13 protein-coding genes are annotated in these 12,620 nt (G+C 67.7%); 9 read left to right on the top strand and 4 right to left on the bottom strand.

Going from position 1 to position 12,620, the window contains the following annotated elements; genetic code table 11:
* From DB31_RS34930 to mtnC, 3 genes are read left to right on the top strand one after another with little or no spacing between them, the layout of a single operon-like run.
* Complete coding sequence (locus tag DB31_RS34930; protein ID WP_052420508.1) at nucleotides 1-621, top strand: methylthioribulose 1-phosphate dehydratase; 621 nt, start codon at nucleotides 1-3, stop codon at nucleotides 619-621.
* Nucleotides 618-1,160 carry a 1,2-dihydroxy-3-keto-5-methylthiopentene dioxygenase gene (locus DB31_RS34925; protein ID WP_044196188.1) on the top strand — a complete coding sequence of 181 codons (543 nt, stop codon included), beginning with the start codon at nucleotides 618-620 and terminating at the stop codon, nucleotides 1,158-1,160. The genes DB31_RS34930 and DB31_RS34925 overlap by 4 nt, the downstream gene beginning before the upstream one ends.
* Nucleotides 1,161-1,164: 4 nt before the next feature.
* Nucleotides 1,165-1,842 carry an acireductone synthase gene (gene mtnC, locus DB31_RS34920; protein ID WP_044196186.1) on the top strand — a complete coding sequence of 226 codons (678 nt, stop codon included), beginning with the start codon at nucleotides 1,165-1,167 and terminating at the stop codon, nucleotides 1,840-1,842.
* 3 nt (nucleotides 1,843-1,845) lie between these two features.
* Here the strand turns inward: mtnC and DB31_RS34915 are convergent, their stop codons facing one another.
* Entirely contained in the window at nucleotides 1,846-3,627 is a 1,782-nt protein-coding gene (locus DB31_RS34915; RefSeq protein ID WP_044196184.1) for an ExeM/NucH family extracellular endonuclease, read from the bottom strand.
* Between the two features lie 448 nt (nucleotides 3,628-4,075).
* Nucleotides 4,076-5,278, bottom strand: coding sequence for a DNA polymerase IV (dinB, locus tag DB31_RS34910; protein WP_044196405.1), 1,203 nt, complete (start codon nucleotides 5,276-5,278; stop codon nucleotides 4,076-4,078).
* A 42-nt stretch (nucleotides 5,279-5,320) separates the two neighbouring features.
* Between dinB and DB31_RS34905 the strand changes: the two genes are divergently transcribed.
* The 4 genes from DB31_RS34905 to DB31_RS34895 are packed head-to-tail and all read left to right on the top strand — an operon-like array spanning nucleotide 5,321 to nucleotide 8,674.
* Nucleotides 5,321-5,734, top strand: coding sequence for a secondary thiamine-phosphate synthase enzyme YjbQ (locus DB31_RS34905; protein WP_044196182.1), 414 nt, complete (start codon nucleotides 5,321-5,323; stop codon nucleotides 5,732-5,734).
* Between the two features lie 45 nt (nucleotides 5,735-5,779).
* The gene (locus DB31_RS50895; RefSeq protein WP_052420495.1) at nucleotides 5,780-6,841 is read left to right on the top strand and encodes a hypothetical protein; all 1,062 of its coding nucleotides are present in this window, start codon (nucleotides 5,780-5,782) and stop codon (nucleotides 6,839-6,841) included.
* A 4-nt stretch (nucleotides 6,842-6,845) separates the two neighbouring features.
* A complete protein-coding gene (locus tag DB31_RS50890) occupies nucleotides 6,846-7,337 on the top strand; it encodes a hypothetical protein (RefSeq protein ID WP_240487023.1) in 492 nt (163 codons plus the stop codon).
* A complete protein-coding gene (locus DB31_RS34895) occupies nucleotides 7,334-8,674 on the top strand; it encodes a hypothetical protein (RefSeq protein ID WP_044196402.1) in 1,341 nt (446 codons plus the stop codon). The genes DB31_RS50890 and DB31_RS34895 overlap by 4 nt, the downstream gene beginning before the upstream one ends.
* Before the next feature lie 26 nt (nucleotides 8,675-8,700).
* Here DB31_RS34895 and DB31_RS34890 read toward each other — a convergent pair whose 3' ends face one another.
* Nucleotides 8,701-9,630, bottom strand: a complete 930-nt coding sequence (locus DB31_RS34890; protein WP_420806736.1) for an RluA family pseudouridine synthase — start codon at nucleotides 9,628-9,630, stop codon at nucleotides 8,701-8,703.
* 11 nt (nucleotides 9,631-9,641) lie between these two features.
* Nucleotides 9,642-10,796 carry a serine/threonine-protein kinase gene (locus DB31_RS34885; RefSeq protein ID WP_044196178.1) on the bottom strand — a complete coding sequence of 385 codons (1,155 nt, stop codon included), beginning with the start codon at nucleotides 10,794-10,796 and terminating at the stop codon, nucleotides 9,642-9,644.
* 207 nt (nucleotides 10,797-11,003) lie between these two features.
* Here DB31_RS34885 and DB31_RS34880 point away from each other — a divergent pair, with 207 nt between their 5' ends.
* Nucleotides 11,004-11,792, top strand: a complete 789-nt coding sequence (locus tag DB31_RS34880; RefSeq protein WP_044196177.1) for an isoprenyl transferase — start codon at nucleotides 11,004-11,006, stop codon at nucleotides 11,790-11,792.
* A complete protein-coding gene (locus DB31_RS34875; protein WP_044196175.1) occupies nucleotides 11,789-12,616 on the top strand; it encodes a phosphatidate cytidylyltransferase in 828 nt (275 codons plus the stop codon). Before DB31_RS34880 ends, DB31_RS34875 begins: the two co-directional genes overlap by 4 nt.
* Nucleotides 12,617-12,620 lie beyond the last annotated feature (4 nt).

The raw sequence follows: 12,620 nt of genomic DNA, 5'->3' as shown, positions 1-12,620 counted from the left end.
GTGCATTCTGAGGACACCTTCAGTACCCGGGCCGCGGAGCTGATTCGCGCCGGGCGCTTCTTTTTCGAGCGCGGCTGGGTCCCAGCCACTGCGGGCAACTTCTCCGCCCGGCTGGACGAGCGCCACGTGGCCATCACGGTCTCCGGCCGCCACAAGGGCGAGCTGACCGCCGAGGACTTCCTGGTGGTGGACGTGGAGGGGCAGGTGCGCTCGGAGGGCAAGCGGCCCTCGGCGGAGCTGCCGCTGCACCTCCAGATCTACCAGCGCGACGAGTCGCTGGGCGCCGTGCTCCATACGCACTCGGTGAACGCCACGCTGCTGTCCCGCCTGCACCGCGACGTGCTGGTGCTCGAGGGCTACGAGGTGCTCAAGGCACTGCGAGGCATTGGCACCCACGAGGCCCGGGTGGAGGTGCCCATCTTTCCGAACGACCAGGACGTGCCCCGGCTGGCGGCGCGGGTGCAGGAGTACATGGCCGAGCACCCGGAGATGCACGGCTACCTGATTGCGGGACACGGGCTGTACACGTGGGGACGGAGCGTGGAGGAGGCGTGCCGGCACGTGGAGGCCTTCGAGTTCCTGTTGGCCTGTGAGATCGAGATGAGGAGGTTGTCGCGATGAGCGAGCTGAAGGTGTACCCGGACCACGATTCCAGTCAGACGAGCGTCTACACGGACTTCGCGTCCATTCAGCGCGAGCTGGGGGCGGCGGGGATCCGCTTCGAGCGCTGGGCGGCCAACCGGCCGCTGTCGCCGGATGCGGGCGAGGCGGACATCCTGGCGGCGTATCGGGACTCGGTGGATCGGCTGATGGCGGAGAAGGGGTTTCGGTCGGTGGACGTGATCAAGATGGTGCCGGACCACCCGAAGAGTGAGGAGCTGCGCAACAAGTTCCTCAGCGAGCACACGCACAGCGAGGACGAGGTGCGCTTCTTCGTGGAGGGCCAGGGGCTCTTCAACATCCACCGGCAGGGCAAGGTGTTCGCGGTGCGGTGCGAGAAGGGCGACTTGATCGGCGTTCCGGACGGCACGCCGCACTGGTTCGACATGGGGCCCCGGCCGCACTTCATCGCCATCCGCCTGTTCACGAACACGGAGGGCTGGGTGGCGCACTTCACGGGCAACGACATCGCCACGCGCTTCCCGTACCTGGCGGCCTAGCGACATGGTTCGAGCCATCATCACGGACATCGAGGGCACCACGACGAGCCTGTCGTTCGTGAAGGAGGTGCTGTTTCCGTACTCCACGCGCCACCTTCCGGACTTCGTGCGGTCTCAGGGACACCGTCCCGAGGTGCGCCAGCTGCTCGACGAGGCGCGCAAGCTGGCGGGCGGGACGGTGGACGATGAGGGGCTGGTGGGTGTCCTGCTGAAGTGGATCGAGACGGATCAGAAGCTCGCGCCCCTCAAGGGCTTGCAGGGGCTGCTCTGGGAGGAGGGCTATCGACAAGGCGACTTCCAGGGCCACGTCTACGAGGACGCGGCACGGCGGCTGCGCGAATGGCATCTGCAGGGCCTGCGTCTCTATGTGTACTCGTCCGGTTCGGAGCACGCGCAGCGGCTGATCTTCGGATACACGCCCTTTGGTGATCTCACGCCGCTGTTCAGCGGCTACTTCGACACCCGAGTGGGCGGCAAGAAGGAAGCCCCCTCGTATGCCGCCATCGTCCGGGAGCTGGGGCTTCCCGCGGATGAGGTCCTGTTCCTCTCGGACGTGCGCGAGGAGCTGGACGCAGCCCGTGCCTCGGGACTGCGGACGTGGTGCCTCATGCGAGGCGAGGGACCCGCAGTGGATCCGGGGACTCACCCCGTGGCCCACAGCTTCGACGACGTCCGCCCGTAGTGCTCACCTCGGGCACACGGCGCCCAGGTCGATTCCGATGAGCAGGGGATCGTGGTCGCTCGAGCGGAACGGCGTGGGCGCGTAGCGGTCATCCGTCTTGAACTCGGTGTTGTAGTCGAGCACCGCCGGCTCATCCGCGTTGATGTGCCACGGGGTGATGCCACGCACCCTCGCAGCGAGGCTCGGAGTGGCCAGTGCGTGGTCGAGCTCTCCTGACTGGCCGTCGAACACGAAGCTGTAGCGTTGCGCGGCGGGGATCCGCAGGCTCAGGTGCTCCAGCCCGCCCGCCACGAGGGTCTGCACTGGATCCTCCTCGCCGTAGGCGTTCAAGTCGCCGATCACGAGCACATCCTGATCGCCCGAGCGCCTCTGCAACTCCCCGACGAATTGAAGGAGCTTCCGCGCCTGCTCGACGCGCTTCTGGTTCCAGCAGCCCTGGCCCTGGTCCACGTCCCCGCTCGAGGGACAGGAGCCCTTGGACTTGAAGTGGTTGATGACCACGGTGAAGTCTGTGCTGGTCTGGTTGCTGCCTGTGTTCCTGCGGAAGGTCTGCGCGACTGGGTACCGATCGAACATCGGATCCGGGAAGCTGAGGGACTCGCCCGTGAGGCTCAGCGAGCCCGGTTTGTAGATGAGGGCCACCCTGATCGCGTCACTCCCGGTACCTGTCGCGGGATCCGGCACGGCAGCGTACACGGGCGCTCCGTAGGCGGCGTTCAGCGCATCCACCAGATCCTGGAGCGCGACCGTGCCGTTGTTCTCCACCTCGATGAGGCCCACCACATCCGCGTCGAGCGCCTTCAGTGCCGCCACGATCTTCGCCTTCTGCCGCGCGAACTCCGTCGCCGAGTTGGCTCCGCGGGAGTTCAGGGTCGTGAAGTAGTTGAGGACGTTGAAGCTGGCGGCCTTCACCTCACCCGCGATGCGCTCCGGCGCGGCCGTTCGCGGGTTGGCGTTGACGAAGGCGGGCTCGGCGGTGGGGTAGACGCGGTACTCGCTGAATTGGAAGGAGAGCACGCCGGTCAGCCCGCTCACGGTGTCCCCCACGCGCCGAGTGCCATCCACGCCAGGCGAAGACAGGAAGGGCAGGGGAGCCGGATTCTGCCGCGAGCTGGCGTCATCGAGGAGGATGCTCCGCAGCGGGTACTCCTCGGGAGAGCCACCCTGGCCGTTGTTGGGGTGGAAGAGGCGCCCGCCGCTGGACAGGAGCAGCTCTCCATACCGGCCCAGGTTGTACGTCTCTGTCACGGTGAGCACCTGCGGGAAGGTGACGAGCATGCCCTCGTAGGCCTCCAGATCCGTGATGGCCTCCACCGGCAGCGACACGAGAGCGGGTGCGAGCTCCGGGCCCGTCGAGCAGACGGTAAGCGCGCTGATGGTATCGAGCTCCGTGAGTGTGCCGCTGCCCGTGCGGTACTCCTTGACAGTGCCGCTCACGCGCACGCGATCGCCCGGGCGCACCTCGATGCGCGACAGCGGGTTGGCTCCAGGCACGTAGATGAAGAGCCCCTCGCTGGTGGCGGGATTGCCATCACCTTGCTCGGACTGGAGGAAGAACCCGCTCTGAAGCTCCGCAGGCTGGAAGTCACCGGTGACGACGCCCGCGGTGGTGACCGTGCGCCCGGCGAGCGGACTGGAGGCTCCGCTGCCCTGGATGGTGGAGATGGCCGTCAACGCGGCGTCAGCGGGACAGGAGCCCGAGGTCTCCTCTGCTCGACTGAACTGGGGCGCCAAGAGGCCCAGCGCCACAGCCAGGACCGGGATGACCGCTTCGTGTCGTTTCATGCATCCTCCGGAGGGAAGGGCGCGCCGGTCACTCACGGCACACAGGAGGGAGGGATGCGCGGTGCCAGTGTGGGCCGGTTCCGCTGCCCCCTCGGCCCATCGACGACGGTGCGCATGCAGCGCCGTCTGGAGAAGTTCAGGCACGGGCAGCGAGCGCACTCCTGAAGCCTTGCGCCCCCGTAACCGCTTGAAACCTCAGGAACTCTTCGTCTGGAGGGACAAAACCGGAACCAGGAAATGTAGGTTGCAGTACGGTTTTTTGGGACAACGTGCGACGCGGTCCCTCTTTATGGCAAAGCCCTAGGCTCTTTCTCCCGCCATCGCTCTCGTTGCGGGAGGAAAGGCAAGCCGTCGGAAGGACCGGGCGGGTTCGAGGCGCTTTGTGGGATGAGCAGAGCTGTGCGGCTCCCCCGCCCTTATCCAGGGGGAGGGGCGGGGGAGCCGAGTTTCACGGCCGCTCCCACGGATCTTCGTCGTCCGCCGTCCCACCGCTCTCGGCGAGATCGGCGGTGGTGATGGCCTTGGTTCCGAAGCGCTCGGCGATGCGGTCCAACGCAGCGTTGAGCTTCGCGCTGCGAGGCGGAGGCGCCGCCGGGGCCTGGAAGAGCCCGAGCTGTTGCGGCTCCTGCTGCTCGCCCAGGGACTGCACGGACACTCCCGTGAGCCGAAGGGGCTTGCCCTCGTGGGCGCGCTCCAGCAGCTCGAGCGCGGCGCGGTAGATGGCCTGCCCATCATCGGTCGGCGCGGAGAGGGTGGTGCGCCGGGTGATGACGTTGAAGTCGGAGAACTTCAGCTTGAGCTGCACCACGCGGCCCTTCACGCCGGCCCGGCGCAGCCGCCGTCCCACCCGGAGCGCCTGGGCGTGGATGTGCGGGCGCAGCAGATCCAGGCCCGTGAGGTCCTCCTCGAAGGTGTCCTCGGCGCCCACGCTCTTGGCAGCGCGATCTGGCACCACCTCGCGGGAATCGATGCCCTGGGACAGCTCCCAGAGGTGGCGCCCCTGCGAGCCCAGGCGGTTCTCCAGCCACGCCACGTCTCGCGCCGCCACGTCGCCGATCGTCTTCAGCCCGGCGCGCGTGAGCACCTCCTCGGTCTTCGGGCCCACGCCCCACAGGCGCGACACCGGGAGCTTCGCGAGGACAGGCACCACCTCTTCGGCGCGGATCTCGCGCTGGCCGTTGGGCTTGGCCAGGTCCGAGGCGATCTTCGCCACGAACTTCACCGGGGCAATTCCGGCCGAGGCCGGCAGGTTCAGCTCGGTGGCGATCTCCTTGCGGATGCGGCGGGCGATCTCCGCGGGCGCGCCGAACAGGCGCACGGAGGCCGTCACATCCAGGAAGGCCTCATCCAGCGAGAGCGGCTCGATGAGCGGGGTGTACCGCTCGAAGATGGCGAACACCTGCTCGCTGGCCTCGGAGTAGGCGGAGAACCGGGGCGGGACGACGATGGCCTGGGGCGCCATCTTTACCGCGCGGGCCATGGGCATGGCGCTGCGGACGCCGAAGGGACGCACCTCGTACGAGGCGGCCACCACCACACCGCGCTGTGCATGCCCGCCGACGATGACAGGCTTGCCACGCAGAGACGGGTTGTCCCGCTGCTCGACGGATGCGTAGAAGGCGTCCATGTCGACGTGGATGATGGCGCGCATGACGTCCGTCACTGTAGCGGACCTTCCTGACGGGGCACGGGAATGAAGACCCTCACCGAATACCTCTGGTTCGAGACGAAGTCGCGGCGGGAGCTCGTCCGGCTCACGGACACTGTGGCGGGCCTGGTGCGCAAGAGTGGCATCCAGGAGGGCATGGTGCTGGTGTCCGCCATGCACATCACCGCGGGTGTGTTCGTCAACGATGACGAGTCCGGGCTCCACGAGGACATCTGGGAGTGGCTCCAGGAGCTCGCGCCGCACGGGCCCGACTACCGGCACCACCGCACGGGCGAGGACAACGGCGACGCCCACCTGAAGTCCCTGCTCATCCACCACCAGGTGATCATCCCCGTCACTGCGGGGAAGCTGGACCTCGGGCCCTGGCAGCAGGTGTTCTACGCCGAGTTCGATGGCCAGCGCCGCAAGCGCGTCATCCTCAAGGTGATGGGCGAGTAGCCCCCTGGGGCCTTTTTGAAGGCCTCTCGGAGAGAGGAGGTTCCCATGAGCACGGCGCGGGCCTTGGCCTGGCAACAGCTGAGACAGAGCGGGGGACGGCTGCTCTTGAGCGTGGTGCTGCTGGTGAGCGGCTGCGTCCCGGTTCACGGTACGGCTCCCGCCCTGCTGTTCAACCCCAGCATCACTCCCCTGGACTTTCAGCACAGGCCTCGGGGCCGCAAGCTTCGGCGCCTGGAGAAGGCGCAAGCGCCGCGCCCGGAGGACTGTCCCATCGTGCCGCAAGGGTGGCCTGCACGGGCTGGCAGCGACGAGGAGGTGCTGGCGCCACTGCTGGCTTGTGGCTCGGCTGCAGGCTTTCTCCAGGTGCAGAGCTCGGTGGACATGGCCCAGGTGCTCCAGGGGCTGGGGGACTGGAGCGCTGTGCGCCTGGGGGCACTGGGGCCGTTGCGAGACAGCCGCGCCGCCGAGGTGCTGACCCTCAAGCGCGCCTCCTTCCTGCTCAGGGCTACCGAGGACTATGGCGCCTATGCGCAGGTGTTCGCCCTCTTCATCATCCACTCCGCGTGCGATGACGAGCTGAGAGGACTTCTCACCCTCCTGGCGCGAGAGAAGCAGCTGACGCAGACGCTGGGCACTATGCCCGTGGCACTTCGGGAACTGGAGCGCCGGGGGCTGCCGCTCTCTTCCTTCGCCGAGCGTGGCGAGCAGGCGGGGGATGTGCTGCGGGGCTTGGGACGTGCGGGCCGGGAGGCGCTCAACACTTCCCCGGTGAGTGATGGGTCGCGCTACCTGCGCATGAGCGCTCAGGCCCAGCAGATGCCATGGCCCTACCAACAGGCCCAGCGCCAGCTGGAGCAGGCGCTGGCACAGGAGCACCACGCGCCAGGCCCGATGGCGCTGGGAGCGTTTGACCAGCTGACGTTCGGGGTGCCTCTGGGCTTCTACCTCCTGGGCGCGGGCACCGTGCACGGGCTGCAATCGCTGGAGCAGGGACAGTACGAGCAGGCCGCTCGGGAAGAACGACTATCTCGCCTACCGGCGCACGCGTCTGGCGCTCTTGGAAGAGGGCAACTCCGCCAAGGGCCCCTTGCGCTGGGCGGCCTATGAGCGCTTGCGCGGTGATTTCGCCCGAGGGCTGGCCTTCGAGCGTCTGATGATCTCCGTGCTGCGCGAGGATGCGGCCCTGCCGCCCGCTCAGCGCCAGTGGTTGAGCGCCTTCACCCTGCCGCGCATCGAGGTGCACGTGGGCCTGTCCAAACCCAATGTACCCGGCATGCGTTTCGCGGACGTGCTCGTCATGGAGCAGCGGCCTCCTCCTGGCCAGGTTCCCCTCGTGGAGACCTTCAGCTTCAAGAGCAGGAACCTTCAGCATCTCGCGGGAGAAGCGTTGGAAGCTCCCCTCCGGATGGATGCACAGGCTGCGCTGGACTATTACGGCGGCACAGTGGACATCCGGCGCTCCTCGCTCAAGAGCAGTGTGCGCGTGCAGCGCATCCGTCTCGTCTACCAGGGGGGCAGCCTCATCCCCGAGCCGAGCGTTCTGGACCCAGCCGTCTTGAGAGTTCAGAGAGAGGTGAAGGGAGTGGAGGTGGTGATTCAATGAAGCTGTTGACGGTCGAAGCCTTGAGGCAGGCGGACTCCCTCTACCTGCAGTTCGAAGGGACGTATGACGCGAATGCGAAGGTAGAGCACGCGCTGGAGCCGTTCCTCCAGGCGCTGGAGCAGTACGCGGGGCAGTGGATGCCGAGCCATGTCAAAGGCAAGCGGCGGCGCACCTACTCCCGAGACGCCTTTTGGGCGGCACTCCAAGACAGGTCGGAGAGGAATGTTCCGACTGTTTACCTGGAGCGTCCCACCGATCCTGCGATGTCCATGGAGATCGCGCTCTTTCGGGCAGAGACACCCGGCAAGGTGACCATCACTCTTCGTGGGCAGCCCTTCGCCTTCTTCGCGCAAGAAGAGCGCTGCCGTGAGCTGGTGGAACTGGTGCGCGTCTGGGCCTGCCACTATCCCGTTTCCCATGCCTGCGCAGGCAGCTATGCCGACAGTCAGCTGGCAGACGCTCCCCGCTTTGGCCGGGACATGCAGACCAGCATCCGCGATGGGTTCGACCAGCTCTACGAAGTGTTCTGGCTCAACGTCTTCGGCCCCCAGTTGGTGAGCCTGGTGGGCCGCGAGCGCCTCCTGTCCACTCCCGCCCATCGGCTAGAGGAGTTGCCTAACGGCTGTGTGCTGCTCGTCACCTGGCCCATCGCCGCCGCCTTCGCCCGCCCCGAGGCACGCTTGGCTCAGGCCCACGCCTTCGTCCATTTGCGCCCGGAACTGGACTTCGACACCGTGCTGCGCTCCCTCCACGAGCGCAACGCCGCCCTTACCCCCGTGGAGCCCCACTTCCCCCCGGATGTGGCGCCCCTGCTCTTTCGGCTGTTGGACCGCACGTTCATTGGCGAGCGACAGCGCAGGATCGCCGAGTTCAATGCTCACCCGTTCCCTGAACCCGAGGAGTGGTTGCCCGCCAACGAGGCCTTGCCCTCAGACGTGCCGGACATGAAGAAGGCCCTGGAGCACTCTTCGCTCATGGCCGAGTCCCTGGTGGCCATTCTGCACTCCGACGTGCCCTCCGTTTTCGAGCAGACCTCCGAGTCTCTCACCGACGCGGATCTTCACTTCTGGGCCTTCCGCTTTCCGGAGATGTTTGAGAGAGACCGGGTGGATACCCATCTGGTGCCTCTCATCGGCGCCTACCTGGGCGAGGTGCTGGTGCGAAACCTCGGCGGCCACTGGATTCCCCGCCAGAAGGTGGAGGAGTCTCAAGTGCGTGTCGGCTCGCGCGTGTGGCTGCCCTTTCTCCGGGCACACAGGTACATGGGCTCACAACAGTCCTTACTGGACTTCTCGCTCACCCAGCTCTACCGCGCGGCGGAGCGCCACCGCGGGTGAGCCCAAGGGCCGCCCGGGGCCGCGCCTCAGTTCAGGGCCGCAGGCAGCGACAGGCCGTGCTTCTGCAGGACGCTCATGAGCTCCGGCGGCAGGGGGCTCTCCACGGAGAGCTCTTTGCCCGTCACCGGGTGCGTGAACCCGAGCGAGCGCGCGTGCAGGAAGAAGCGCGACAGCCCCGGCTCCTCGCGCCCGCCGTAGAGCGTGTCGCCCACGAGCGGCGCGCCCACGCCCGCCATATGCGCGCGCACCTGGTGCAGCACGCCGGTGAGGATCCGCACCTCCACGAGGCTGTACTCGCCCGAGCGCGCCAGCACCCGGAAGAGCGAATGCGCCTCGCGCGCCCCTTCCGTCCCATCCACCGCGGGCTCCACGCGATCCGGGTGGCGCGGGTGGTGGCGCAGGGGCAGATCGATCTCTCCCTCGTCGGACAGGGGGCCCGTCACCAGCGCCAGGTAGCGCTTGTCCACGCTCCGGCCGCCGAAGGCCGCGCGCAGCGTGTGCCACGCCTCCCGAGTCCGCGCCGCGAGCAGCACGCCCGAGGTCTCGATGTCCAGCCGGTGGCACAGGCCGCCCTCGCGCGAGTCCTCGGAGGCCTGCGCGCACTCGGGGTAGCGAGACACGAGCGCATTGGCCACCGTGCCCGTCTCTCCCGGCCGCAGCGGATGCGAGGGCCGCCCCGCCGGCTTGTCCACCGCCACCACCGCTGCGTCCTCGTGCAGCACCACGAGCGGGAAGTCCGCGTCCGGCACCGCCTCGCGCGTCTCCTCCTCCCACTTCACGGTGATGGTCTGCCCAGCGGCCACCAGCAGGCCCTTCTTCGCGGGGCGCCCGCCCACCTTGATGGCGCCCTCCTCGAAGAGCCGCTTGAGCTTCGCCCGCGACAGGCCCAGGGCCTCGCCCACGAAGAGATCCACCCGTTGGCCCGCCTTCGAGGCGTCCACTGTCAGCGTATGCATCTTCTCGGAGCTCACTCGGCCAATGCCTCGTACACTTCCTCGGCCGTCTGGAACCGGTCATCCGGCTCCTTGCGCAGCAGCTTGTGGGCCACGCGCGCCAGCTGAGGATCGCCTTTCAGGTTGATGCCCAGGATGGGGGCCGGCTCCACCTCTAGCACCTGCTGCCAGAGGGCGCTCGGAGTCTTCGCGTCGAAAGGAGTCCGACCCGTCATCAGCTCGTAGAGGATGACCCCGAGGCTGTACAGATCCGCCCGGGCGTCCAGCGGCTCGCCGAGGATCTGCTCCGGGGCCATGTACCGGAACGTGCCCACCATGCGCCCGTCCGCCGTCAGGCCCGCGTCGTCCGCGAGGAACTTCGCCAGCCCGAAGTCCATCAGCCGCACCTGCCGGTCCTCGTCCACCATGATGTTCGAGGGCTTCAAGTCCCGGTGCATCAGCCCGTGCCCGTGGATGTAGGCCAACGCCTCACAGACCTGAAGCATCGCGTCCTTCAGCTTGCCCATGCGCTCGGGGCGGTTGAGATCCTCGGTGCGGGCCTCCTGGATGCGGCGCTCGACGAGCTGGACCTTCGGATCTGGCACCTCGAGCGGCTCCTCGAAGGCTTCGAGCTCCCCCGTGTCCGGCTCATCCGCCGCGTCCGCCAGGGCCCGGACCGATTCAGCACCCGCGTGGAGGCTCATGTCCTCGCTGGGCTCCTCCTCGGAGAAGGCCGACAGGTTGAAGGGGGAGGGGCCGCTCTCCTCGTCGTCATCGTCCGCGTGGGAGGCGGCCTCGTCCTCATCGCTCCACGAGTCGAAGTCGTCCGGCAGGGAGCGCGAGCGCGGCGTGGAGAAGGAGCCCGAGGGTGACAGCAGGTCCGCGCCTCGGAGATTCAAGTAGTTGCGCAGCGTCAGCCCTTCAATCAGCTCCATCACCAGGTAGGGGTAGCCCTGGAAGACACCCACGTCGAACACCCGCACCACGTTGGGGTGGGACAGGTCCGCCAGTGTCTCGTACTCGCGGGCCAGCCGGCGCGCCGCGCGCGTGTCCAGGGCTGGACCGGCCGAGAGCAGCTTGAGCGCCACAGGATCGCTCGTGCGGCGGTCCAGGGCCCGGTACACGGTCCCTACACCTCCGCTACCGAGCGTCTCCATCACGCGGTAGGGACCAATCAACTTGGGGGGCATGAGCGGCTCTGATCCTACGGAGCAGGTCGCTCCATGGTCAAACAAGCTCGGAGGCCCGCTCACGTCCCGTGGAAACCCTGTCCTTACGGGCACCTCGCGGATGTGCGCCGCCCACCCCCACCGGGCGACCGGTCGGGGCCCTGCGGCGACCGCTGGGCTACACCGTCGTGGACGGCGCCCTGCCGGGCCTTTAAGGTGCATCGACCCATGGAACGCCCCTCTGCCCTCATCGCGCTCGAACAACAGGTCAAGGCCCGCCCCTTGCCCCGTCATGTGGGCATCATCATGGACGGCAATGGCCGTTGGGCGGAGATCCGCGGCCTGGCCCGCCTGGAGGGCCACCGTGAGGGGTCCACCAGCGTCCGCGAGGTGACACGCGTCGCCCGCCGCGTGGGCGTCTCCGCGCTCACCTTGTACGCATTTTCCTCTCAGAACTGGGCTCGCCCTGCGGACGAGGTGGCCGGGCTGATGGAGCTCTTGCGCGAGTTCCTGCAGACCGAGCGCTCGGAGATCCTCGACAACGGCATCCGCCTGCACGCGATTGGCGAGGTGGACAAGCTGCCGCGCTACGTGCGCGAGCCGCTGGACAAGCTCCGGGCGGACTCGGCCCACAACACGGGCATGGTGCTCACGCTGGCGCTGTCGTACGGCGGCCGCGAGGAGCTGATCCACGCGGCCCGGGAGATTGCGCAGGCGGTGGCGGCGGGCACGCTGGATCCGGCGCGCATTGGCGAGAAGGACATCGAGTCCCACCTGTGGACGCAGGGGCTGCCGCCGCTGGATCTCATGGTACGCACCAGTGGGGAGTTCCGAGTGTCCAACTTCCTGCTGTGGCAGATGGCGTACGCTGAACTGTACTTCGCGGATGTGCTGTGGCCGGACTTCCGGACAGAGGCGTTCCTGCGCAGCCTCTCACACTACCAGCAGCGGGAGCGGCGCTTCGGGCTGACTTCCGCGCAGCTCCAGCGTGAGGAAACCCAGCGGGCCAAGGCGTGAACGAGAAGAACAAGAACCTCGTCCTTCGAATTGTCTCGGCGGTGGTGTTGCTGCCGGTGGTCCTCTTCCTGTTGTGGAAGGGAGGGATCTGGAGCGCCGTGCTCTTTGGCGTGGCGGCGGCCGCCTGTGCCAGCGAGTACTACACCATCACCCTGAAGCAGCTGTACCCGGCCACGTGGGTGGGCATCGTGCTGGCGGGGCTGTTGCCCTTCTTGCCGCTGCGCAGCCCGGAGCACGTGGGCGAGGTGGGCTTCTGGGTCACTGCGGGCCTGTTCTTCTTCGCGTGGACGTACCACCTCATCCGCGGCCCCCTGCCCGAGGCGCCCCTGCGCGCCGCCCACCTGATCACCGGGTACCTCTATGGAGCGGTGGGGCTCACGGCGCTGTCCGCCCTGCGCATGCGGGAAGGGGGCAACGCCTGGGTCATCTGTGCGCTCGTCATCACCTGGGCCAATGACACCGCCGCCTACTTCGCCGGCCGGTTCCTGGGCCGCCACAAGCTGTATGTGGAGGTGAGCCCGAACAAGACGTGGGAGGGCTTCTTCGGGGGCATGGTGGGCTCGGTGGGCGGCATGTTCATCGCCCGGGCGGGCTTCTTCCCCGAGTTCACCGGCGTGGACTGTCTGGTGCTGGGCGTGCTGGGCGGAATCGCCGGTCCTATCGGGGACTTGTGCGAGTCCATGCTCAAGCGGGCCTACGGGGTGAAGGACTCGGGCAAGCTCATCCCCGGGCACGGCGGCATCCTGGATCGCATCGACGCGCTGCTGTTCAACGCCCCGCTGGTGTTCATCTACCTGCAGTTCGTGCGGGGCTGGCTGTCGTAGCGCC

Origin of the sequence: Hyalangium minutum (genome assembly GCF_000737315.1) — a bacterium.
GTDB classification, from domain to species: domain Bacteria; phylum Myxococcota; class Myxococcia; order Myxococcales; family Myxococcaceae; genus Hyalangium; species Hyalangium minutum.
The sequence above is the reverse complement of the archived record's forward strand: the minus strand, read 5'-3'. Positions and strand labels throughout refer to the sequence as shown.